Source organism: Vibrio celticus, from assembly GCF_024347335.1.
Classification (GTDB): domain Bacteria; phylum Pseudomonadota; class Gammaproteobacteria; order Enterobacterales; family Vibrionaceae; genus Vibrio; species Vibrio celticus.
Genome location: NZ_AP025463.1, coordinates 729656 through 752788 on the forward strand (window position 1 = coordinate 729656; position 23133 = coordinate 752788).

Here is a 23133-nt window from a genome sequence, read left to right on the forward strand (position 1 = left end):
GGTAATGCGCGCTTATTGTCTTAGTTCTTGCGCTCGATGACGTATCGGGCGAACTCTTCGAGTGACTGGGTATTGTATGGGATTGCAGCCAAAGCTTGAAGCGCTTCCTGTAGCAGAGTTTGCGCTTTTTCTTGAGCGCCCTCTAAACCTAACAAAGAAGGGTAGGTGCTTTTGTTTAATTCTTGGTCAGAACCCTGTGGTTTACCCAAAGTTTCAGTATCGCCAGTGATATCTAAAATATCATCTTGAACCTGGAATGCTAATCCAATGGCATCGGCGTACTTGTCTAATTGAGGCATCACTTCAAACGCTTTTTCACCAGCAGCAAGCGCACCTAAACGAATCGCACATTTCATTAGCGCGCCCGTTTTATTGCGGTGAACTTCTTCTAATTCTTCTAGCGTGACAGAGCGGTTTTCAGCATCAATATCAAGTGCCTGTCCAATACACATACCTTGTGCACCAGAGGCTTCAGCTAGGCGTTGAATCATTCGAACGCGATTGCTTTCACCGTCAGCACTTAATGTACCTTCCGCAAGTATAGTAAACGCGAGAGTTTGTAGTGCATCGCCAGTTAAAATTGCCGTTGCTTCATCGTATTTGATGTGACAAGTCTGATGGCCACGACGCAGTTCATCGTCGTCCATTGCTGGAAGGTCGTCGTGAATCAGAGAATAGGCATGAATACATTCGATTGCAGATGCTGGAGTGTCGAGTTCTTCAGCGGTGCAGCCGAGCATTTCCCCTGTAATGTAGACAAGAAATGGACGTGCGCGTTTACCGCCTAAAAGTAACCCATAACGCATCGCGTTGATCAGGTTCTGATTTTGGTGTGGCAGGCGATCAAGCCAAAGGTTCAGTTGCTCGTTATTACGTGCTTGATAAGACAATAAAGTCTCGATCATAGGGGATCTCATACAATTCGTTATTCTGGTTGTGGGTTAAAGTCACTAAGTTCTGCGTTTTCATCATTTTGCAGTAGGATGCTAACACGCTGTTCAGCATCATTTAGTTTGCTTTGACCGGCACGAGCGAGGGAGATGCCTCGTTCGAACTTTTTCAGCGCATCATCTAAAGCTAGATCACCATTTTCTAGTTGATCAACCAAGCCATCAAGCTCTTCGATTGCCGCTTCAAAGCTCATATTTTCAGGTTTCTTAGTAGCCATAATAAATCTGCGTTTGGAAAGATGAACGAACGTTACCCTAGGCCGCTGAGATGGTCAAATGTAACCAAGAAATTTTGCTAGAAAGTTCGTTTTTAAGGGGCTTGAACGCACTTTGCTTGAATAACCTTAGCTTTATCGAGTTTATGCGCTACGTATAAGAGCAAAGTAAGCCAATAGTTGGGATTCAAAAACGAAAAGTGTGATACTTAGGCCAAGAATTTACTAAAAGATCTTATAGTCTTGCCGATACAAAGATTATCGTCGACATAGAGCTACAAAAAAAGCATGAGGAGTGCTCAGTGGATTTAGCAACCCTAATAGGTTTGATTGGTGGATTTGCCTTTGTAATTATGGCAATGATCCTAGGTGGAAGCCTCGGGATGTTCTATGACACGACATCCATTTTGATCGTAGTTGGTGGCTCAACTTTTGTTGTTCTAATGAAGTTCACCATGGGACAGTTCTTTGGCGCGACTAAAATCGCAGGCAAAGCTTTTATGTTTAAAGCGGATGAGCCTGAAGATCTTATTGCGAAAGTTGTAGAGATGGCTGATGCGGCTCGTAAAGGTGGTTTCTTAGCACTGGAAGAGATGGAAATTAACAACAGTTTCATGCAAAAGGGCATCGACCTATTGGTAGATGGCCATGACGGTGATGTGGTACGCGCTGCACTGCAAAAAGACATCGCATTAACCACAGAACGTCACGAACAGGGGGCGAAAGTGTTCTCTGCATTCGGTGATGTTGCCCCTGCGATGGGCATGATTGGTACCTTGGTTGGTTTGGTTGCCATGCTTTCAAACATGGATGATCCAAAAGCGATCGGCCCTGCGATGGCGGTAGCACTTTTAACCACTCTATATGGTGCGATTCTTTCGAACATGGTGTTCTTCCCAATTGCTGACAAGCTTGCGCTACGTCGTGACCAAGAAACACTTAACCGTCGTCTGGTTATGGATGGCGTACTCGCGATTCAAGATGGTCAGAACCCACGAGTAATCGATGGTTACCTGAAGAGCTACCTAAATGAAGGTAAGCGTACGATTGATGGTGAACCTGCGTAAGAGGAGTTGAAGATGGATGAAGAGAATCCATGTAAATGTCCTCCTCCGGGGTTGCCTCAATGGATGGGGACATTTGCTGACTTGATGTCACTGCTGATGTGTTTCTTCGTACTGCTGCTCTCATTCTCTGAGATGGACGTACTGAAGTTCAAACAGATCGCTGGCTCGATGAAATTCGCGTTTGGTGTACAAAACCGCTTGGAAGTGAAAGACATTCCTAAAGGCACCAGCATCATTGCACAAGAGTTCCGCCCTGGTCGCCCAGAGCCGACACCGATTGATGTGATCATGCAGCAGACGATTGATATTACGCAGCAAACGCTTGAATTTCATGAAGGTGAATCTGAGCGTGCTGGCGGTACCATGCGTGACCAAGGCAAGATGACCGGAGGCAAGTCGCCAGAAGTCTCGACTCACGACAATCAAAACTCTGAGTCAGACCAACAGCAACAACAAGCTGAAGCTCAATCGCAAGAGATGGAAACCTTGATGGAAAGCATCAAGAAGGCGTTGGAGCGAGAGATAGACCAAGGCGCGATTGAAGTTGAAAATCTTGGCCAGCAGATTGTGATTCGAATTCGTGAGAAGGGTGCATTCCCATCGGGTTCTGCTTTCCTACAGCCTAAGTTCCGACCTTTGGTGAGACAGGTTGCTGAGTTGGTGAAAGATGTTCCGGGTATCGTTCGAATCTCAGGACACACCGATAACCAACGTCTTGATTCCGAGCTTTATCGCTCTAATTGGGACTTGTCATCACAGCGAGCAGTGTCTGTTGCTCAAGAGATGGAAAAGGTGCGTGGTTTCTCTCATCAACGCTTGAGAGTACGCGGCATGGCGGATACCGAGCCAGTCGAGCCGAACGATACTGAATGGCAACGTAGCCTCAACCGCCGCGTTGAAATCAGCATCATGCAGGGCGAGCCGCTTTACAGTGACGAAGTGCCTGTTATTAATGAATAGCCTATACGTGTACACACGGTAGCATGCAGATAGCATCGAAAGCCCAACCTTATAATGAGGTTGGGCTTTTTGTTTGCTGGTCTTCAATGGTTCTCTCTGCGGCATTTATGTCGTTTCGAAACCTGCTACTGTTAATAACAAGCGGAATAATGAGGGTGTTACAGCAAGCACTCTTTTCCTTGCTTCACTTTCTCATGTATAATTCGCGCCCTTAGATTTAGATATGATCTATTCTTGCTTCAAGTGCTGTGTAAATTCTCTAATTTACTTGGCGATGAGCGTTTTCAAAATTTTGAACATTAATGTTGTGAAAGTACTATGAAATTTATTGTTAAGCCCCATCCGGAAATTTTTGTAAAAAGTGAATCGGTGCGTAAGCGCTTCACAAGGATTCTAGAGTGCAACATTCGTAACGTTATTCAACGTCGCTGTGAAAGTGTTGCGGTATTCAACCGTCGCGATCATATCGAAGTGACGTCTGAGAGTGACCAGTACTACGCAGAAGTGTTAGAGGCTCTGACTCATACTCCAGGTATTCACCACTCTCTTGAAGTTCAACAGTCTGAATTCAAAGATTTGCACGATATTTACGAGCAAGTACTAGAACGCAGCCGTGCTGACATTGAAGGCAAGACTTTCTCTGTTCGTGCTAAGCGTCGTGGTAAGCATGACTTTACCTCTATTGAACTAGAACGCTACGTAGGCGGCGGCCTAAACCAAGCAGTTGAGTCAGCGAAAGTTCGACTTAAGAACCCTGATGTAACCGTTAAGGTTGAAGTGGCTAACGATAAGCTAAACCAAGTTCTAGCTCGTCACAAAGGCCTAGGTGGTTTCCCTCTTGGTACTCAAGAAGATCTACTGAGCTTGATCTCTGGCGGCTTTGACTCTGGTGTTTCAAGTTACCTGCACATCAAACGTGGCTCTAAGGTTCACTACTGTTTCTTCAACCTTGGTGGCCCAGCGCACGAGATTGGCGTTAAGCAAGTGGCTCACTACCTATGGAATAAATATGGCTCATCTGCAAAGGTGAAGTTCATTTCTGTAGACTTCGAACCCGTGGTTGCTGAAATCCTTGAGAACGTAGAAGACGGCCAAATGGGCGTTGTTCTTAAGCGTATGTTCATGCGTGCTGGTGGTATGGTTGCAGAGCGCTTCGGTATTGAAGCTCTAGTAACAGGTGAAGCACTTGGCCAGGTTTCTAGCCAAACGCTAACTAACCTTCGCCACATCGACAACGTGACAGACACTTTGATTCTTCGTCCGCTTATCAACTGGGACAAAGAAGACATCATCGACCTTTCTCGTATCATCGGTACTGAAGACTTCGCTAAGGTAATGCCTGAGTACTGTGGTGTTATCTCTAAGAAGCCAACCGTGAAAGCGAAGAAAGGTAAACTGGAAGCAGAAGAAGCTAAGTTTAACTTTGAAGTGCTGGATCAAGTGATCGAGAACGCTCGTGTTATGGATATCCGTGACATCGAGAAAGAGAGCCAAGAGCAAGCGCCTGAAGTTGAACAAGTTCAAGCTGTTGCTGAGCACGCTATCGTTCTTGATATCCGTAGCCCAGAAGAAGAAGACGAAAGCCCACTAGAGATCGAGGGTGTTGAAATTAAACACATCCCATTCTTCAAGCTTTCGACTCAGTTTGGCGACCTAGACCAAGCGAAAGAGTACTTGCTGTACTGTGACCGTGGTGTAATGAGCCGTCTACAGGCACTTTACCTACAAGAGCAAGGCTTCCATAACGTTAAGGTTTACCGCCCATAGTGGTGTGTTGACCAAGCGTTAATCATTTTGCAAAGCCGTTTACTGAAAAGTAAGCGGCTTTTTTATTTTCTATTGTGAATGATTTACAGTAGTCAGACAGAGGCGTGAGTTTGGGCGTGCTATCGTCATGCTCAGCTTTGAAATTTTTGATTGATAGAAAAAGTAAGCTCTAAACGGGCTTATAAGTACCGAAGAAGTGTGAGTATCTTGAAGTATTCTGTTACTTTTTAGTGCAACTCAATGGTGCTATTTGTATGTGTTCAGTTGATTATTTGAGTGGGTGTCTGATTCTGTGATTAGCGATGAAAAATAATAAAGATTAATTAGTACAGCTATTGATAAACTTGTTGTTACATTTCTTTGCACATAAAAAAACACCGCCCATAAGGCGGTGTAAACAAATTTGACAGACAGGTCAAAATAAATACAGGAAGTACATGCCTCGTTTCAGTATAAACTGCAACAAAACATTTGGTAGAACTCTACCCAACTCGAAAAGAACGAGTTTGCAAACACAACATCGCAGGAGCTAAGCCAATTGATTCTAGAGAGAATCAAGCCGTTCAGGCTAGCTGCTGCGGGATGAAATATAGAATTTCTCTGGCCGCTAGGCAATGGACAAATTATAATGTTTCAGATAAAAAAAACTAATGCTTATTTAGAGAGTAACTATGTCTCGTCGATTACCCCCATTAAACTCGCTAAGAGTGTTTGAAGCAGCAGCTCGACACTTGAGTTTTACGCGTGCCGCAGAAGAGTTGTTTGTTACTCAAGCGGCGGTCAGCCATCAGATCAAAGCGCTTGAAGAGTTCCTGTCTTTGAAGCTGTTTCGCCGAAGAAACCGTTCTTTGCTGCTGACTGAAGAAGGCCAAAGCTACTTCTTAGATATCAAAGATATTTTCACGTCACTGGCAGAAGCGACGGATAAAGTGCTTGAGCGAAGTGAGAAGGGCGCATTGACCATCAGTTTACCGCCGAGTTTTGCTATTCAATGGTTGGTACCAAGGCTCGCTGACTTTAATCAGCAAGAACCTGATATTGATGTAAGGATCAAAGCCGTTGATATGGATGAAGGCTCGCTGACCGATGATGTAGACGTCGCTATCTATTATGGTCGAGGAAATTGGTCGGGGCTTAGAGCCGATAAGCTTTACCAGGAATACTTGATCCCTCTTTGCTCACCTTCCGTGCTGCTAGGAGTAAAACCATTAGAATCTCTCAGTGATTTAGCATGTCATACGCTATTGCATGATACCTCTCGAAAGGATTGGAAACAGTTTGCTAAGCAAAATGGCATCGATGGCGTAAACGTTAATCACGGCCCTATCTTCAGTCACTCAACCATGGTGCTGCAGGCAGCTGCTCACGGCCAGGGCATTGCTCTGGGCAACAACGTGTTGGCGCAGCCTGAAATCGAAGCGGGTCGTTTGATTGCGCCTTTTGATGAAGTGTTGGTGAGTAAGAACGCCTTCTATGTGGTTTGTCATGAGAAACAAGCCGACATGGGTCGTATTGCTACCTTCCGCGACTGGATGCTAGCGAAAGCGCAAAGTGAACAAGAGGACTTACTCGATGAATAACGTCATCATTGATGGTGAAGACAATCCGATCACCTTTATCTTTGCCCATGGTGCTGGCGCAGGTATGGATCATGAGTTCATGCAGTCGGTAGCCAAAGGGCTAGCCTTTAAAGGGATAAGAGTGATTCGTTTCAACTTCCCTTACATGATTAAACGTGCTGAAGATGGTAAGCGTCGTCCACCTGACAGAGCGCCTAAGCTACTTGAAGCCTATCAAGAGATTATTGAGCAGGTTGATGCCGATAAGCTTGTGATTGGTGGTAAGTCGATGGGAGGGCGTATGGCGAGCCATTTGTCTGAACTTGATAAGGTGGCAGCAATGGCGTGTTTAGGCTTTCCTTTCCACCCACCAGGTAAACCCGAGAAATACAAAGGTGAGCATCTGGCTGAGTTAGCAAAGCCATGCCTCATTTTACAAGGTGAGCGCGATACCTTTGGTAAGCGTGAAGAGTTTGCTGATTTTGATCTGTCTGATTCTATTCGTGTTGAATTTATTCCCGATGGCGACCACAGCTTTAAACCTCGTAAGAGTTCTGGTTACACCGAACAGCAGAATATTGCGTTAACCGTTGAGAAGTTATCAGCGTTTATCAAAGAGGTGCTCAATGAGAAGTAAGTATTTACTCACGTTTGCTGGCATCTCTGGCGCGGTTGCTGTGATGCTTGGCGCCTTTGCAGCTCACGGTTTGAAAGCTATCTTGCCTGAATATCTGTTAGGTGTGTTTGAGACCGGTGTTCAGTACCAATTTATCCATACTCTGGCGATATTGGCGTGTGGTGCTCTGCTTCAGATGAAACTTGGCGCTAAATCACAAAAATATTTTTTCATTGCGGCAATTTGCTTTATCATCGGCATCCTTTGTTTTAGTGGCAGCCTTTATAGCTTGGCACTGACAGGAATAAAATGGTTTGGCCCTATAACACCGTTTGGTGGTCTACTATTTATCATTGGTTGGGGAGTCTTCTCCTTCGCTGCTTTGAATATAAAAGAGGTAACTCAGTGAAACACGTACTACTTTATTGTCGCTCTGGTTTTGAAAAAGAATGTGCTGGCGAAATTCAAGACAAGGCAACACAACTGGAAGTGTTTGGTTTTCCTCGCCTAAAGAACAATACAGGCTTTGTATTGTTTGAATGTTACCAAGCAGGTGAAGCGGATAAGCTGATCAAAGAGATCGATTTCCAATCACTGATCTTTGCTCGTCAAATGCTAGCAGTGGCTGTTGAAATTAAAGACCTGCCAACCGATGACCGTATTTCTCCAATTCTTGAGGCGCTTTCTGAGAAAGAAGGTTTCCCTCGTTGTGGTGATATCCGTATTGAAACGCCAGACACTAACGAAGCAAAAGAGCTTTTGAAGTTCTGCCGTAAGTTTACTGTGCCGATGCGTCAAGCTATGCGTGGTAAAGGCCTGATGACAGCGAAAGATAACGCTAAGAAGCCTGTGCTTCATTTATGCTTTATCGCTCCAGGGCACTGTTTTGTTGGTTACTCTTACCCAACGAACAACTCACAGTTCTTTATGGGTATCCCTCGTCTGAAATTCCCATCAGATGCGCCAAGCCGTTCTACATTGAAGCTAGAAGAAGCATTCCACGTATTCATCCCTCGTGATGAGTGGGACGAGCGTCTGGCTCCAGGTATGTGGGGTGTTGATTTAGGTGCGTGTCCAGGTGGTTGGACTTACCAATTGGTTAAGCGCTCGATGTTCGTTCACTGTGTTGATAACGGCATGATGGCAGACAACCTAATGGAAACGGGTCAAATTAAGCACCACATGGTGGATGGCTTTAAGTTTGAACCAGACCGTAAGAACGTAACTTGGATTATCTGTGACATGGTTGAGAAGCCAGCTCGTGTTGCACACCTTATGGGTGAGTGGATCATCAAAGGTTGGGCGAAAGAAGCACTGTTCAACCTTAAACTGCCTATGAAAGGCCGTTACGATGAAGTACTGCAAGATATCGAGAACCTAAAAGTGTTCCTTATTGAGAACAAAGTGAAGTTCAAGATGCAGGCTAAGCACCTTTACCACGATCGCGAAGAGATCACGGTTCATATTCAGGCGCTTTCAAACATCTCACCGCACTAATATTTACGTTAGTGTGTCAGTGATAAAAATGCTCCTTTAAGGTAATGCCGATCAGTTAAAGCCAAAGTGATCGGTTGAACGATCCTTCAGAGCTGTCAAAATCCAAGTGTATTTAATGCACTTGGATTTTTTTATGGATGTTTCTCAAGCTCTAAACATAATTAATGATTGGAAACCTAGCAACGTTGAAACTTTGTCTGACTTGCTTCCAATTGACCTCATCGACGAAGCTTATTCTCTTACTGATACCGTCACGATGAGAAAGAGGAAATTAACTTTAGAATCCATGGTGTGGCTGCTTGTTGGAATGGCTATCTATAACAGTAAATCCATGAAAGATTTAGTGAACCAACTTGATATTGTCGACCGTACAGGTAAAGCTTTTGTCGCACCAAGTGCGTTAACTCAACGTCGAAAGACGTTGGGTGAAGACGTAATTAAAGCGGTCTTTGAGCGAATGACTACGTCATGGTTAAAAAGTGCAAAGTTACCCCAGTGGAATGGATTAACGCTTCTTGGCGTCGATGGCGTTGTTTGGCGAACGCCCGATAACCCGCAAAATGAAAAGGCATTTTCTCGACAAAAAGGGACGCAATATCCGCAAGTGAGAATGGTCTGCCAAATGGAACTAAGCAGTCACATTATTACGGCCAGTGCCTTTGATAATTACAATACAAACGAAATGATATTAGCTGAAAAACTGATAGAAACAACACCAAACCATAGCGTGACAATGTTCGATAAGGGTTCTATTCTTTAGGCTTATTACATAAATGGCAAGACTCTGGCTCAGAGCGTCATTGGCTTATCCCCCTCAAGAAAAATACACAATATGACATTGTTCAATCTTTAGGGCGAAATGACAAACTGGTTCAATTACACAGTAACCCAAGGGCTAGAAAGCTATGGCCTGATTTACCAAAGTCGATAACCGCTCGACTTGTCACTCGTAAAATTAAAGGAAAAGACTACCAAGTATTAACCTCCATGACGGACTCCCTGCGTTACCCATCAAAAGATATTGCAGGCCTTTATGAACATCGTTGGGAAATTGAGCTAGGCTACCGAGAGCAGAAACAATACATGCTTGGAAATCGTCTCACGCTGCGAAGTCGTTTACCAGAACTGGTAAAGCAGGAGTTATGGGGCATCTTGCTTACTTACAATTTAATCCGATACCAGATGGTCGAGCTCTGCTTCAATCTAAAGGGAAATTACCTTCCTTATCAACTCAGTTTTAACGGCACATTAGCTCATGTATCTGCGTTACTTGTAGGCTTACCTTACTCAACACCAGGCGCAATACCTCGTCAGCTAAAGGGGTTCCACAACATGGCTGAAAGCTTAATACTTGAAGGGCGAAGGGAAAGGACATTCCCTAGAACAGTTAAACCCAGACCACAACGGTATGCTAAGAACAAAAATGCCGTTCACTCTTAAGTGAACGGCATTACTCCTTTAAGGAGCATTTTTTGTATCTGCAGTTTGGCAAACGCTGGGTTGAATCTATGGCTATATGTCGCCAGAAGTTGCATTCATTAGTCAGGTGCTGGTGTTGTGATTATCAATACAACTGACATGAAAATCGCCAAATATCCTACATTAGCCGTGATCTGAGATGAAAAAAGCCGTAAGTGAACGAGACTTACGGCTACCTAATTCAGGGGTGATTCGAACAAGGCTTTATTCAATAATTCAGCAGCAAAACAAAGTAAGTTTTACAGCCAGAACATGTTAATCAAATTCTATTTTATTAAAAGTAAGTGAATGTAAGCAAAGAATGTAAATGATAAGAATTATCATTCAAATTATGTAATATTCACGCCTCCTCACTCGAACTTATAAAATATAAAAATAGAATATGAAACTTAAAGCACTATCAGTAGCCGTAACGGTTGCCTTAACTTCATTTACGGCGCTTGCTGCCGACGAACAAGAAACCGTAGTGGTTATCGGTTCCGCTCTTGATCAACTTGTTCAGACTGAAATTAACTCAGACACCCTTGAAAAGAAACAAGCATCAGACATCAAGGATGTTTTGAACACTATGCCGAGTGTGACGGTAGACGGAAATGCACGTTACTCTCGTAAAGTCTATGTACGTGGTATGGAAGATAAATTTGCCGTTGTGACGATTGATGGCGCTCGTCAAGAAGGGCAACTATTCCACCACTCGGGCGATCAGGCGATTGACCCTGCGATGCTAAAGCGTGCTGAAATTGAGCTGGGTGGTAACTCAGCGCTTTCGGGTTCTGGCGCGATCAACGGCTCATTTAGCTACGAAACCAAAGACCCAAGCGATCTGCTTAAACCGGGTGAAAGTGTTGGTGCTCGAGTAAAAACAAGCTACCAAACGGCTTACGAGCGTTTCGCAACCAACGTTGCTGTGTACGCAAAAGTGAACGACAAGCTGCAGTTCATGGGCATTGCAAATTACTCAGAAGATGGCGACCTACATATTCCTGATCAGGAAGCAGTAACGTCTAAGCAAGGTGAGCTTAAGTCTGGTTTTGCTAAGGTTGTTTTCATTCCGAATGATGCCAACGAATTTAAATTGACCTTCAACCGTTACAACGATGGTGGTAAGCGTCAGCTGTCTGGTGAGAAGGCGGGTGCACTGTATGCTGATGATGAACACAACTACCACTCGCTAAACCGCGATACAGTAACTTTGCAACATGAGTACGATGCTGGTAGTGATTTGGTGCATCTGAAAACCAATGTTTACTACAACCGCCAGTACATGGAGCGCGATGCGCTTGTTGATACGGCGTGGGATAAAGGCGCGAACGGTAACTGGATTAAAGATGGCACGATTGCTATCCCAGACCGTGAATACAACGTGACGACCATCGGTGGTGATATTCGTAACATCTCTTGGGTTGGTCAGCATGAATTGACCTACGGTCTAGATGGTTACAAGGCTGAACAATGGATTGATGCTGGCGATGGTGTGTACCAAAGTGGTTCGCAACAAGGTCAAACTAAGAAGTACGGTATGGATGGCGGCACTGTGACTGCTTACGGTCTTTACGTGCAAGATATGTATGAGTTCAGCGATTTCCGCTTAACGAGCGGTTTGCGTTACGATGTTCATAAACTTGGTGGTGTTTACGATGGTGATTTTGATCAGCTGTCTCCAAAGTTCAAGGGTGAATACCAAACCACGGATAACTTAAAACTTCGTGTGGGCTATGGTCGTCTGTTTAAGGGGGCATCATTGCCAGAAGCATTGACGATGAAAGCTGCACCTGATGTTAACCAGTCTAATACCAAAGCGATGACGGGTAACAACTACGAAGCGGGTTTTGATTACGAGCTGACACGTCTGCTTGCTGCTGATTACGCTATCCTAGGTTTTACGGCTTACACCTACAATCTTGATAATCAGATGCATCCAACTAAGAACAACTCAACATTAGCAAACCAATATGATGTTGAAGTGTGGGGTGTTGAAACCGTATTGAGCTATGAGCTAGATGCGTTAAGTGTTTACGCTAACCACTCATACTCTGATGGTGACCAGAAAGACCTAGAGAATGGCAAAACGAGCCATATGAGTAAAACAGGTATTCACAACTTCAAAGCGGGCTTTAACTACAGCCTAAACAGCGAGTTTGTGTTTGGTTGGGATTCACGCTTTGTACCGGGTAATGACTACATGGACGAAGATGGTGAACAGGTTAAACGTGCTGGTTTCGCTACGCATAACATTTGGGCGGCTTACACTCCAACGTTTGCTAAAGATCTAGAAGTGAACCTTGGTGTCGATAACCTGCTTGATAAGAAGTACGCAGAGCATACTGGTTTTGGTATTTCTTGGGGTTCAGATAAGTACACCAGCTACGAAGCAGGTCGTAACTTCAAAGCGTCTATCGCTTATAACTTCTAATCATCCGACTGAATCCGCTTAGGCGGCAGCCGTATATAACAAAAAGCCTTAGTGTGAACTAAGGCTTTTCTGCTTCAGAAGCTTTGTATATAGAGAGTAGGGATCTAAGAGTTTGCTTCGTAGCGAATATCTTGCAGATTGAACCCTAAATCAATGTCTGTTTTGAGTGCTGATACTTGTTTACATACACGAGCGGATTCGATGTGTTCGTCGAACTTCTTACGATATTTTTTCGGTAGATCTTCTGCTTGATAGGCCGCTTCGATATCTGGGTAAGTGGTCAATATCTCTTTGGCTGCTTTTGGTCCGATACCTGGGATGCCCGGTACTTGGCTTGAGCTTACGCCCGTTAATCCCCAGTAATCCGCCAGTTGTTCAGGTTTAACGCCAAACTCAGCTTCGATAAAGGGTTTATCTAACCAGCGGTGCTGGAAGTAATCTCGGATCTGAAGCGTTGGTGACAACAGTTGGCAGTAGCCCTTATCCGTCGAGACGATGGTGACGGTTTCTCCGTGGTCAGCCACTTTCTTTGCCAGTGTTGCGACGAGATCATCCGCTTCATCGCCATCAGACAGCAGTGAATCAATGCCTAACTCCCACCAAGCTTGTTGAATAGCATCAAGGCCTTTCATCAATGGTTCTGGCATCGGTTTACGATTCTGCTTATAAGCAGGAAGCACATCTGCGCGCCAGCCACGGTCTTGTAAATGGTGATCAAATACCGCGATGATGTGGGTGGGCTTTGATTCATTCAGAATCTTATTGAGAGTGCGAATTGTGGTGGTAATGGTTCTTGCTATATCGGTTGGATCCGGCTGAACAGAGTGCACGCGTCGGATGAGGTTTAAGGCATCGATAATAACAAGATGGATAGACATAAGTTTCCACTAAATAGGCAATAAAAAAGGGGCTGCTAGCCCCTTATAGTAACGTATCACTTAGTGAGTTGAAACGTTAGCGACGTAAACGTCATAACCTGATTAACTTTATGTCTACCAATTGGTTATCACTTATCTACTTACTCGTTAATGAGTGTGCCTATTCGCTCGGTGCGATTTTATAGCAAGGCACGTAGTCCGTACCACCCGGTAGCTTCATTCGATCTTGCTCAACAAAGTCATTCAGCAGTTGGTCCATCTTGGTCATTAGCTCTTTGTCGCCATCAATTAGGAATGGGCCGTGCTTCTCGATCTCGAGAATACCTTCGGCTTTGACGTTACCTGCGACAATGCCTGAGAACGCTTTACGTAAATTAGCGGCTAGGCTCTCTGTTTTTTGGTCCATATGAAGATCAAGCGCCGCCATAGACTCGTGTGTTGGGTCGAATGGCAGTTGGAACTCAGGCTCAATATGCAGTGACCAGTTGTAGCTGTAGGCATCACCGGTTTCTTTACGGTGAGAACGCACATCTGGCATCGCTTGTTTCATGATTTTCGCAGCGCGTGCTGGGTCATCAATCACGATTTCATAATGTTTCTGCGCATCAGGACCTAGAGTTTCACCAATGAACTTATCGATTGAGCGGAAGTAGGCTTCGCTCTCTTTCGAACCCGTTAACACAATCGGCATTGGCTGCTCAGCGTTATTCGGGTGCATCATTATCCCTAAGATGTACAGCAACTCTTCGGCCGTGCCGGGGCCGCCTGGGAAAATGATGATGCCATGTGCCATACGAACAAACGCCTCAAGACGCTTCTCAATATCTGGCATGATCACCAGTTCGTTCACGATTGGGTTTGGTGGCTCAGCCGCAATGATCGAAGGCTCGGTAAGCCCCAGATAACGATGATCGGTGTAACGCTGCTTCGCGTGACCAATGGCAGCCCCTTTCATTGGGCCTTCCATTGCACCCGGTCCACAACCGGTACAGATATTCAGTTCACGCAGGCCGAGCTCATTACCGACTTCACGAGTGTATTGGTACTCGCTGGCATTAATAGAGTGACCACCCCAACATACAATCAGGTTAGGCTCGATGCCTGGCGTCAGCGCACCTGCATTTCTCAAGATACCAAACACAAGGTTGGTAATGTGAGTGGCATTAGTGAGGTTGAGCCTTTGGTTATCGGCTAAATGCATGTTGACGTAAACAATGTCACGCAACACTGAGAATAGGTGTTCTTGAATACCCTTGATGATTTCACCATCAACAAAGGCATGCTCTGGTGGGTTGCTTAGTTCGAGCTTAATACCACGCTCACGGCGCACGACTTCGACATCGAACGACAGATATTTGTCGAGCAACTCTTTGGAGTTGTCGGTGTGGCTACCTGAGTTCAGGACCGCTAACGTACAGTTACGATACAGTTGGTACAGATCACTAGACGCGGTTTTCTTAAGACGCTCAACCTCAAGTTGAGAGAGTAAATCCATGCTACCGGCAGGGCTGATATGAGTGATCATAGTGCCTCCTTGTTGAAAAGAGCAGGGGACGTTGAAGTGACCCTCTGGCTCGAGAGTGAGAAGCAAACGTTGAAAGTGTTTGGTTAAAGGTAGGAGAGAGTTAACCAGACGAAACGGATACGACAGCGTTGCTTGCCAAGAATGCTTGTTAAGCGAATGTTAATCATTAGCTTAGCAAACATTGAAGGAAATGGTATGTGATAAGTATTTGAAAAAATGAAATAAATTAAATCTAGAGCTGGCCTAGTGCCAAACAAGTTGGTTGTTACCGCGTTGTTTTGCTTTATTTAGCGTTGTATTGAGTCGTTCTAACACTTCTTCCGGTGTATCTGACTCTTTAAACTGAGTGCTTGCCGCGCATAAAGTGATCGTGATTTGTTGGTCACGGAACTTAAAGGGTAAGCGGCTTACTTGAGTTTGAATGCTTTGAATCACCTGATGGCAATATTCATCGGTTTGCTCTGGCAGCAGTAACACAAACTCTTCACCTGAAAAACGAGCCACAGTATCGGTGGTGCCTGCTTCTTTGGTGATGGTTCTTGCGATGATCTTGAGTGCTTTATCGCCCGCGGTATAACCAAAGCTATCGTTAATTGCTTTGAAGTTGTCGATGTCGAGCAGTACTACGCGTAGCGAATGTTGCGCGCGGATCCAGCGGCGATACTCAAGCTCTAAGCGATCAGTAAAGGCAGTGCGATTGTAAACCTTGGTTAGAGGATCAAGCAGCATACGCTGAGCCTGATCTTCCAAGCGCTTACGGTAATCTTGCGTCACTTCATAGAGTGAGTCTAACTGAGTCTTTCCGTAACTCATTCTCTCTATCAGAGCTTGTTCTTTCTGCTCTGCGTGGTTCAGTCTTTCCGAAAGAGAGGCGATTTCACTGAGTAGCGGGTTAATCGACAGCTTTAAACTATCAATATCCTTCGCTTTATCTACCGAGCTTTGGCTTCTAGTGACAAGTTCATTTAACTCAGAGTTCAGACCTTGGCGGTGCTCAAAGTAGCTCTGGCTCTGGTCAGCATTTTGGTCTGCCGTTTTGATGCTGGACGCTAGAGAAGCATTAAGCTGGTCGATGAATTGTTCAGATTTTTTACGTTCTAGGTTGGTGCCTTCAATAACCAATTTGAGGATCTGAAGTGTCAGCTCAAGTAGATTTTGTGTAGAAACACCAAGCAGCAGTTTTGCTCGAATATCGGTAAGCAGATCACCCGATTCACCCTCGAAGTCGAGTTCAGTGATCAGATGTTGTAATTCGTTTGATAGGTCGGAAAGGAGCTCTTGTTCTGGAGAGTGCGCAGCGTCGGCAAAATGGGTGCGTGAGTTATTCGCCATAATCTTTATGGCACGCTCATAAATACCTAGAAGTTTCATGGCATGGTCGACTTTCTGACTGCCATTGCATTCGGAGAAGCTAAGTAAGTTTCGTAGGTCGCGTTTTAGCTGTGCTGGAAGGCCAGTTATGCGCTGCAGCGTTTCCCCACTGTGCTTAATGCTATCGTCCAGATATCCGTTCTGTTTATCCATAGCCAACGTTTTCTGCTTAAGCATCCTTTCTAATACTGCCAGCTTTGGGATCATCGAGCTAATGTCTTTTTGCTTTTCTAGCTCTTCCCTAAGGGCAATGAGGTTTTCATCTAAATGGCTGTTACTGCCAACACATGCATCACTTAAAGACGTGACGATACGCTTTAGAACTTTCTGTTCTCTAATAAACTTGAACGAGGTGTCTCTTTGCGTCAAACGGACCTGCTCCAACTGAGATTTCAGCTGGTGGAGTTGCGCCTGAATGTCTTTTTCAAGAATGCCCATAGATGTATTAATTAGCGCCGCGTAGACCGATCTCGATCATTTTGATGAAATTCCGTTACATCGATAATAACAAAACTAAAAATAAGGTCACGACTTGCAAGTCTTAACCGCTCGCAAATCAGTCATCTTTTAGCATTTTTTTGATGTTGTCCTCATTCTGGTACGAGGATTGTATTTTTATTAACCCTTGATTAATCGCATGTTTACACGCTTCTCTTATGTTACCAGTTGCAAGGCTTGCTGCTGGTGCATTATCGATAGCTTTTAGATAGACCCATTGGCTACTGCGTTCTTTGAGACTGATCTCACGAGCTAGATTGGTCGACATCAACAATACGTCGAGCAGCTCTTGATCGTTAATTGCAGTGTAAGCGCGTGGCAAGAATGGGTAGTCAGCGATGCCCATACGGACCGTTCGGTTGATGTTTCGCTCTGTTTCGAAGTCATTCACCCAAGATTGAATCTTTCTGAACATGGCTTCCGGCGACAAATCACGGTCTGAGTTAGGTTCGATATAAAGCAGGTTCGCGTCCGAGAAATGGTAAACACGAGCAGGGCCTTCAAGCTTAGATTTTAGAAACTCACCGAAAGCGTCTTCGAGCTCTAGACCCGCTTTGTAACCGTTCTGCGTATACATATTTCGTAGAAACGGTAAATCAATCATCACGAAGCGTAAGCGGTCGTTGAGTGGTTCATGAATGAGCTCGCCAAGTTGCCATTGTTCGAAGGTTTGGCTGGTTTGTTCCAGCGAGTTAGAGAGCTTCGCATTGAGCATTCTTAAGTTCGGAAGCTTTGAACGTGAGTGCGTAAATAGGTCGGTGCGCAGTGAGTCCACTTCTTTGGCTAAGGTTTGAATGAGATAGCCACGGCGCAGAACAAAGAAGAACAAGACAATGCTGAACAGGAATAGGGCGAACGATATCTTTTGGAACTTACGATGCTCCAGTTTGTATTGCTCTAGCTCTTGCGCTTGGCCAGCGTAGTGCAGGGTTTGTTCGGCAAATTCTTTCTGTTGACGGAACGCGTCTTCGCCAACACGGTTGAGTTTTTGCTGCTCTAAAGAGACAAGGCTGTTGTACTGCTTAAGATTTGCCAACGCTTGCTGTGGGCGACCAGCCTGCTCATAGCCTAAAGAGAGTAAGTAGTATGAGCGTTGCGACAGGCGCATATTTTCTACCTGACGCGAGATCTCAAGTGCACGTGTCGCATGCTTGATCACGTCTTCGCTTTCTTGCAGGTGATACGCCAACCCTGCCGATAGCAGCGCAGCTCGACCTTCCAGCTTTGGAATGTCGGTATATTCCAGTAACTCAAGGGCACGGGTTAGGTACTGTTCTGCAAGAGGGTAGTTATAAAGACGTAAGTAGGTTGCCGATAAACTTAGACGAATATCAATGACTTGGTGGATATCTCGGTCAGTACTCTCGTGATCTAGAACATTGAAAAAGTGTACAAGGGCTAGGTTGTATTTACCTTGGAAGAAGTACACATCACCCATCTTTTTAAGCACTTGTGCTAATACTGGGGAGTTTTCAAAGTTGTCGTAAAAATCAGCGGCTTGAGATAGGTGTTCTAGTGCTTTATCGAGTACTTGGCGCTCAAAGAAAAGCTGCGCCAGTAAGCGGTTTACCTTAGCCAAACGAGAGCTTAAGTTGCCTTCTACCGACTTCCAATAGCCATACAACAACTCAGATAGCGCGTGGTTGTACTCTTTGTGGTTCAGGTAAAACTCACCAACCGAGATGTGGTAGTCAATGGTCACTTTTTCAGAGTAACGTTGGTCGAGATAGGTCTTCGCTTCTTGATAGAACTTTTCGGCTTCATCTACCTTGTTGTCGTAAGAGGCGATGTCGGCTTTCAACATAATCAAGCGATAGGTGATGCCTTCCGTCAGACGTAAGGTTTTATTCACCGATTCTAGGTTTGTTTCAATATTGGCCAGCTCTGCCTTTGCTTTGGCTGACTTTCTGTCACTTAGCCAAAGTAAGCGTACTTTTAGGATCTCGAGATCCAGTTTGAGGTACTCAAGCTTATAGGTTTTCGCGAGCTCAGAGGCTTTGTCGATGTGCTGAATCGCAATGCGAATGTTGCCAAGGTTGTACTCGGCTTTCGCTAGTATCTTGTAAGCATCGATGCTGCTGTTTGGAGTACGAATCGAAGAGTCTGTCTCTTCGCGAGAAATAGCTGAAGGACTTTTCTCGCGTTGATCAGAAAGGACACGTAGCGTTAGGTAGCTGTTGGCCATTTGTTTTGCTTGGCTCGGCTCGATCTCAACCAAGTTATTGGCTTCATTGAGTAGCGCCGACGAATAAACTGACGCATTGACCGATGTGCTTAAGCTTAAAATAAATAGACTAACAACGTATAACCAACGCATTTCAATGTCCCTTTAAAGATTTGGTAGGTTCAAATAAGTGTGGGTGGTTCTCGCCTGATTATTGGCGAGCCATACGCTTATTGTGGCTTGGTCTATCTTGCTCTGTTGAACGGTATGGGTTGATATCCAGACCACCACGACGTGTGTAACGTGCGAATACAGTTAGCTTCGAAGGTGCACAGTATTTCATGATGTCAGTGAAGATACGCTCAACACATTGTTCGTGGAATTCATTGTGCTCACGGAAAGAAACTAAATAACGTAGCAGAGCTTCACGGTCAATTTGCTTACCAGAATATGCGATCTCAACGCTGCCCCAATCCGGTTGATTGGTGATCAAACAGTTCGATTTCAATAGGTGGCTGTGCAGTGTTTCTTCAACGTCTTGTTCGCCAGCAGCACCTTCAAGCAGTGACGCTTCGAAATCGTAGCTAGTGATTTGGATGTCTTGGTTGTCGATACAGTCGCCTTCCATCGTCACGATAGGTTGGTTGGTGTAGTCGGTTACTGAGTTTACATTCACAATCACCGTTTCGCCTGAACATGCCGACAAATCTTGGGTCAGGCGCTCAGTGACTTGATCCCAGTTTTCAAATTGAGTCTGGTTGTAGCTGTTTAGGTAAAGCTTGAAAGATTTTGATTCAATTAAGTTTGGGCTCGTTGCTGGGATGAAAACTTCACCGACCGCCACTTGTGGTAGGCCATTGGTGTTTAGCCACGAAAGCTCGTACATCGTCCAAATATCATGACCAACAAAAGGCAGCTCGCCGTTTAGCGCAAGATCATCGCGATTAAGGCTACGAGGCACTGGTTGCAATAAACTTGCATCGTATTGGTTAGAGTACTCAGTTTTTTGGCCAAGGGTTAAACCCGCTAGCTCTTTTGCGTCAGAATATTTGCTCATACTTTCGTTTCAAATTCGATTAGAATGGGGTCGATTTTACTGAATCCCCCTTACCCTGTCATTAAGTCATCGCTTAATCGGCGCGGAAAGGGCTCGGATTCTATTTATTATTTTGTGTTTAGGAGATTTTCATGACTCAACGTGCTCAAGACGCACTACTTTCTTTTAGTCAGCGATACGTTGACGCGTGGCAGCAGCAACACCAAAGCTTACCTCGTAATGAGGAGTTGGTGGACATCGTATCGCCATGCGTAGAAGAAAAGAGTGGCGACGCCGTGTTGTGGAAGCACTATCCACGTGAGCAATTCGCGGATTTCACCAACGTTGAAACCGGTATTGAGTTGACTCTGCATGACGACATCAAGACTTTCTACGGCGCACAATTCAGCGCAGATATGAACGCGACCTTTGATGGTAACGAGCTGACTCTATTACAGATTTGGAGTGATGAAGACTTCGAATGCCTACAAGAAAACATTTTGGGTCACCTAGTGACTCAGCGTCGCTTGAAGCTAAAACCAACGGTTTTCATTGCCGCGACCGATGCAGAGCTGGATGTTATCTCTATCTGTAACCTAACGGGTAACGTGATTTTGGAGCGCTTAGGCACCAAAAATCGCGATGTACTCGCCGAGACATTGGCAGAATTTTTAGAAAAGCTACAACCAGCGGTATAAATAGATGTACGTACTAGAACTTCAATTTGAGTGTTTTGATAACACAACGGTAAGCGCTGTCGACAAGGCTGTTAATGGCTTAATGGATGCACTTCGTTATAACGGACAAGTGTTAGGTCGTGAGTTCCCAATCGTGATGGGCGATGGTGAATTCTATGTTCGCGTTGTGTGCCCGGAGCAAGACAGCTTGCACCCGCGTAATCACTCAGACTTTGTGAAAGTGTGTTTTGATCGCTTGTCTAACGCGAGCCTACTGGCGCCTAAAATGCGTTTGCTAGGTCGAGATCTGAACTCAGAAGAAGTGGCAGAAGATGAGACGCCAAGCTGGCAGGTGTTATACACGACATTCGTGCATACCTGTTCACCGCTGCGCAGTGGCGATAGCTTGCTACCAATCCCTTTGTATCGTAATCCACCTACCTTCAATGGCGACCATAAAGCCGTGTTGAAATGGCAGACAGAATGGCAAGCCTGTGATGAAGTACAAATGGGTGGTGGTTGTCGCGCTGAACATGCAACGCTAACCGAGATCAGTGACACTAAGAGTGTGCTGTTTAAACGCGGTTGGGGTCTAAGAGGGCGCATTGAATATCTGACTAAGGTTCCAACCTACTACTACTTATACCGTGTCGGTGGAATCAGCCTGAAAGATGAAAAAGAGCGCAAATGCCCACAATGTGGTGGTGAATGGCTGCTAGATGCGCCTATCCACGATATTTTCTATTTCAAGTGTGATGACTGCCGATTGGTGTCAAACATCTCTTGGGACCACCTGAAGTAGTCTTCTTGTAGTTATTTAAGCGTCATGCTTTAGATATCGGAGTGCTATTTAGTGGTCCGATATTTTTTTCCTTTTATATTAAATGTTTAGCACCTTGTATCATCCCCGATGTCGTGACTTCGTTACCTGTCTTGGCTCGATCTTTATTACTCTCTTATCGTTACCCTTTTCCCCTTTCAATACGCACAGAACGTGATATTCAGCTCTTTCTGTAGCGCCAATGTATTCATTGAAATAATCCAACATCCATCAACTTTTAGTTACCTCAATAGTTAGCCAGATCACAATAGTCAATCAGTTCTCTTTCAATTTATATTCTTCTCAATATAAATGGGATCGATCCCATGGGAATGTTCCCATTTGTAAATAATAACCTGATTCTAGATCTGAAAGGAATGGACGATGAAACTGTTACCTATTGCTGCTGCACTCTCTACTGCTTTACTTGCCCCTAATTTATACGCTGATGAAACCACGCCATTGGAGTTCAATGGCTACATGCGCGGCGGCGTTGGCCTTAGTAATGAAGGCGGCTCAAACAGTAAGTGGGAGGTGAGTAAAGTTGGCCGACTCGGCAACGAAAATGACCTGTATGGTGAGTTTGGCTTTAAGAAAGAGGTGTATGCTGAGGACGACGTTTCATTTTTAGTTGATTCCATGTTGTCGTACTGGCAAGGCCAAGATGAGAATGCCGCGGATAAAAGCGTGGATGTGGTGCAATTGAATGTTCAAGCGGTGGGGCTTTTTGAAGATAAGGACATTGGGATTTGGGCGGGTGAGCGCTACTACCAACGTCATGATGTACACATCGTTGATAACTACTACTGGGATGTAAGTGGTATTGGTGCTGGCGTAGAGCACATCAATATGGGCCCAGGTAAATTATCGGTAGCTTTGATTCAAGACACGGTGACTGGTGATGTGTTTGATGGCAAAGAAACCACAGCCATGATTGCAGACGTGCGCTATGCCGGGATTCCACTGTGGAACAATGCTGATCTTGAGGTCGGTATTGATATGAACTTCGCCAATGAAAAACAAGGTCAAACGGTAGACGCGGATGACAGCGTAATGTTAACGGCAAGTTTGAATCAAAATCTATCAGGTGGCTTCAACAAAACGATTCTACAGGTTGCTAACTCTGGCTATGCCGAGCAGATGACGACTTTTGGTACCGGTAAGGGCATCTTACGTGATGCAAACAATAATGACGCCGAGGGTTTCCGATTGATTAACTGGGGCGTGCTTGCGATTGGCGAGAACATTGAGTTTGGCCACACTGTGCGTTATGCCGCGTCAACCGGTGTGGGTGCAAATAATAGCGATGATGACTCTTTCAGTGCCGTCATTCGTCCGCTTTATAAGTGGGACAAACGCATGCGTACCATTCTTGAAATTGGTGGTTTTGTAGAAACGATTGATAACAAAGATGGGGCAGGTGGTAAATTCACAATCGCTCAGGCCTGGGTTCCACAAGTGGGTTTCTGGTCTCGTCCTGAATTCCGTATCTTCGCTACTTATTTAAATGATGCTGAAAACGACAATGCCTTCGGTGAAGGTAAAAACAGTGAAATGAGCGTTGGTATGCAAGTGGAAGCTTGGTGGTAAGTCGTATTTTCTGGTAAATCCTAACCAACAAAAAGGGGCTGACGTTATGTC

At 45.0% G+C, this 23133-nt stretch carries 18 protein-coding genes and 1 pseudogene; 12 read left to right on the plus strand and 7 right to left on the minus strand.

Annotated elements, in window-relative coordinates; translation table 11 throughout:
* Positions 1 to 20: 20 nt before the first annotated feature.
* Positions 21 to 905 carry a (2E,6E)-farnesyl diphosphate synthase gene (gene ispA, locus OCV19_RS03485; protein WP_065677583.1) on the minus strand — a complete coding sequence of 295 codons (885 nt, stop codon included), beginning with the start codon at positions 903 to 905 and terminating at the stop codon, positions 21 to 23.
* Positions 906 to 925: 20 nt separating this feature from the next.
* Positions 926 to 1168, minus strand: a complete 243-nt coding sequence (gene xseB, locus OCV19_RS03490) for an exodeoxyribonuclease VII small subunit (protein WP_004734405.1) — start codon at positions 1166 to 1168, stop codon at positions 926 to 928.
* 299 nt (positions 1169 to 1467) lie between these two features.
* On the opposite strand from xseB, the gene pomA reads away from it, so the two are divergent.
* The 9 genes and pseudogenes from pomA (at position 1468) to OCV19_RS03535 (ending at position 12523) form a co-directional block, all read left to right on the plus strand.
* On the plus strand, positions 1468 to 2232 hold the full coding sequence (pomA, locus tag OCV19_RS03495; protein ID WP_017060778.1) for a flagellar motor protein PomA: 765 nt from the start codon (positions 1468 to 1470) through the stop codon (positions 2230 to 2232).
* A 12-nt stretch (positions 2233 to 2244) separates the two neighbouring features.
* Positions 2245 to 3192 (plus strand): flagellar motor protein MotB, encoded by a 948-nt coding sequence (locus OCV19_RS03500; protein ID WP_017060777.1) that lies wholly within the window; start codon positions 2245 to 2247, stop codon positions 3190 to 3192.
* Positions 3193 to 3510: 318 nt separating this feature from the next.
* Positions 3511 to 4959, plus strand: coding sequence for a tRNA uracil 4-sulfurtransferase ThiI (thiI, locus tag OCV19_RS03505; RefSeq protein ID WP_017060776.1), 1449 nt, complete (start codon positions 3511 to 3513; stop codon positions 4957 to 4959).
* A gap of 671 nt (positions 4960 to 5630) precedes the next feature.
* Positions 5631 to 6539 carry a transcriptional regulator GcvA gene (locus OCV19_RS03510; protein ID WP_012604639.1) on the plus strand — a complete coding sequence of 303 codons (909 nt, stop codon included), beginning with the start codon at positions 5631 to 5633 and terminating at the stop codon, positions 6537 to 6539.
* Entirely contained in the window at positions 6532 to 7155 is a 624-nt protein-coding gene (locus OCV19_RS03515; RefSeq protein WP_059020018.1) for an alpha/beta fold hydrolase, read from the plus strand. The genes OCV19_RS03510 and OCV19_RS03515 overlap by 8 nt, the downstream gene beginning before the upstream one ends.
* Positions 7145 to 7543 carry a DUF423 domain-containing protein gene (locus OCV19_RS03520; RefSeq protein WP_059020016.1) on the plus strand — a complete coding sequence of 133 codons (399 nt, stop codon included), beginning with the start codon at positions 7145 to 7147 and terminating at the stop codon, positions 7541 to 7543. The genes OCV19_RS03515 and OCV19_RS03520 overlap by 11 nt, the downstream gene beginning before the upstream one ends.
* Complete coding sequence (gene rlmM / locus OCV19_RS03525) at positions 7540 to 8631, plus strand: 23S rRNA (cytidine(2498)-2'-O)-methyltransferase RlmM (RefSeq protein WP_065677584.1); 1092 nt, start codon at positions 7540 to 7542, stop codon at positions 8629 to 8631. Before OCV19_RS03520 ends, rlmM begins: the two co-directional genes overlap by 4 nt.
* Before the next feature lie 133 nt (positions 8632 to 8764).
* Positions 8765 to 10071: pseudogene (locus tag OCV19_RS03530) on the plus strand (IS4 family transposase).
* A gap of 421 nt (positions 10072 to 10492) precedes the next feature.
* Positions 10493 to 12523, plus strand: coding sequence for a TonB-dependent receptor plug domain-containing protein (locus tag OCV19_RS03535; RefSeq protein ID WP_065676695.1), 2031 nt, complete (start codon positions 10493 to 10495; stop codon positions 12521 to 12523).
* A 104-nt stretch (positions 12524 to 12627) separates the two neighbouring features.
* On the opposite strand, the gene xni is transcribed toward OCV19_RS03535, so the two are convergent.
* The 5 genes from xni to queF form a co-directional block, all read right to left on the minus strand.
* The gene (gene xni, locus OCV19_RS03540; RefSeq protein WP_065676694.1) at positions 12628 to 13401 is read right to left on the minus strand and encodes a flap endonuclease Xni; all 774 of its coding nucleotides are present in this window, start codon (positions 13399 to 13401) and stop codon (positions 12628 to 12630) included.
* Positions 13402 to 13561: 160 nt separating this feature from the next.
* Positions 13562 to 14926, minus strand: coding sequence for a nucleotide 5'-monophosphate nucleosidase PpnN (ppnN, locus tag OCV19_RS03545; RefSeq protein WP_065676693.1), 1365 nt, complete (start codon positions 14924 to 14926; stop codon positions 13562 to 13564).
* Between the two features lie 243 nt (positions 14927 to 15169).
* On the minus strand, positions 15170 to 16735 hold the full coding sequence (locus OCV19_RS03550; RefSeq protein ID WP_065676692.1) for a sensor domain-containing diguanylate cyclase: 1566 nt from the start codon (positions 16733 to 16735) through the stop codon (positions 15170 to 15172).
* A gap of 118 nt (positions 16736 to 16853) precedes the next feature.
* Positions 16854 to 19112, minus strand: coding sequence for a tetratricopeptide repeat protein (locus tag OCV19_RS03555; RefSeq protein WP_065676691.1), 2259 nt, complete (start codon positions 19110 to 19112; stop codon positions 16854 to 16856).
* Positions 19113 to 19170: 58 nt separating this feature from the next.
* Positions 19171 to 20016: an NADPH-dependent 7-cyano-7-deazaguanine reductase QueF gene (gene queF / locus OCV19_RS03560; RefSeq protein ID WP_065676690.1), complete on the minus strand. Its 846-nt coding sequence runs from the start codon at positions 20014 to 20016 to the stop codon at positions 19171 to 19173.
* Between the two features lie 131 nt (positions 20017 to 20147).
* On the opposite strand from queF, the gene syd reads away from it, so the two are divergent.
* From syd to OCV19_RS03575, 3 genes are all read left to right on the plus strand, one after another.
* Complete coding sequence (syd, locus tag OCV19_RS03565; RefSeq protein WP_050645783.1) at positions 20148 to 20693, plus strand: SecY-interacting protein; 546 nt, start codon at positions 20148 to 20150, stop codon at positions 20691 to 20693.
* A 4-nt stretch (positions 20694 to 20697) separates the two neighbouring features.
* Complete coding sequence (locus OCV19_RS03570) at positions 20698 to 21474, plus strand: Zn-ribbon-containing protein (protein WP_017060766.1); 777 nt, start codon at positions 20698 to 20700, stop codon at positions 21472 to 21474.
* 402 nt (positions 21475 to 21876) lie between these two features.
* Positions 21877 to 23082: a carbohydrate porin gene (locus tag OCV19_RS03575; protein ID WP_065676689.1), complete on the plus strand. Its 1206-nt coding sequence runs from the start codon at positions 21877 to 21879 to the stop codon at positions 23080 to 23082.
* Positions 23083 to 23133 lie beyond the last annotated feature (51 nt).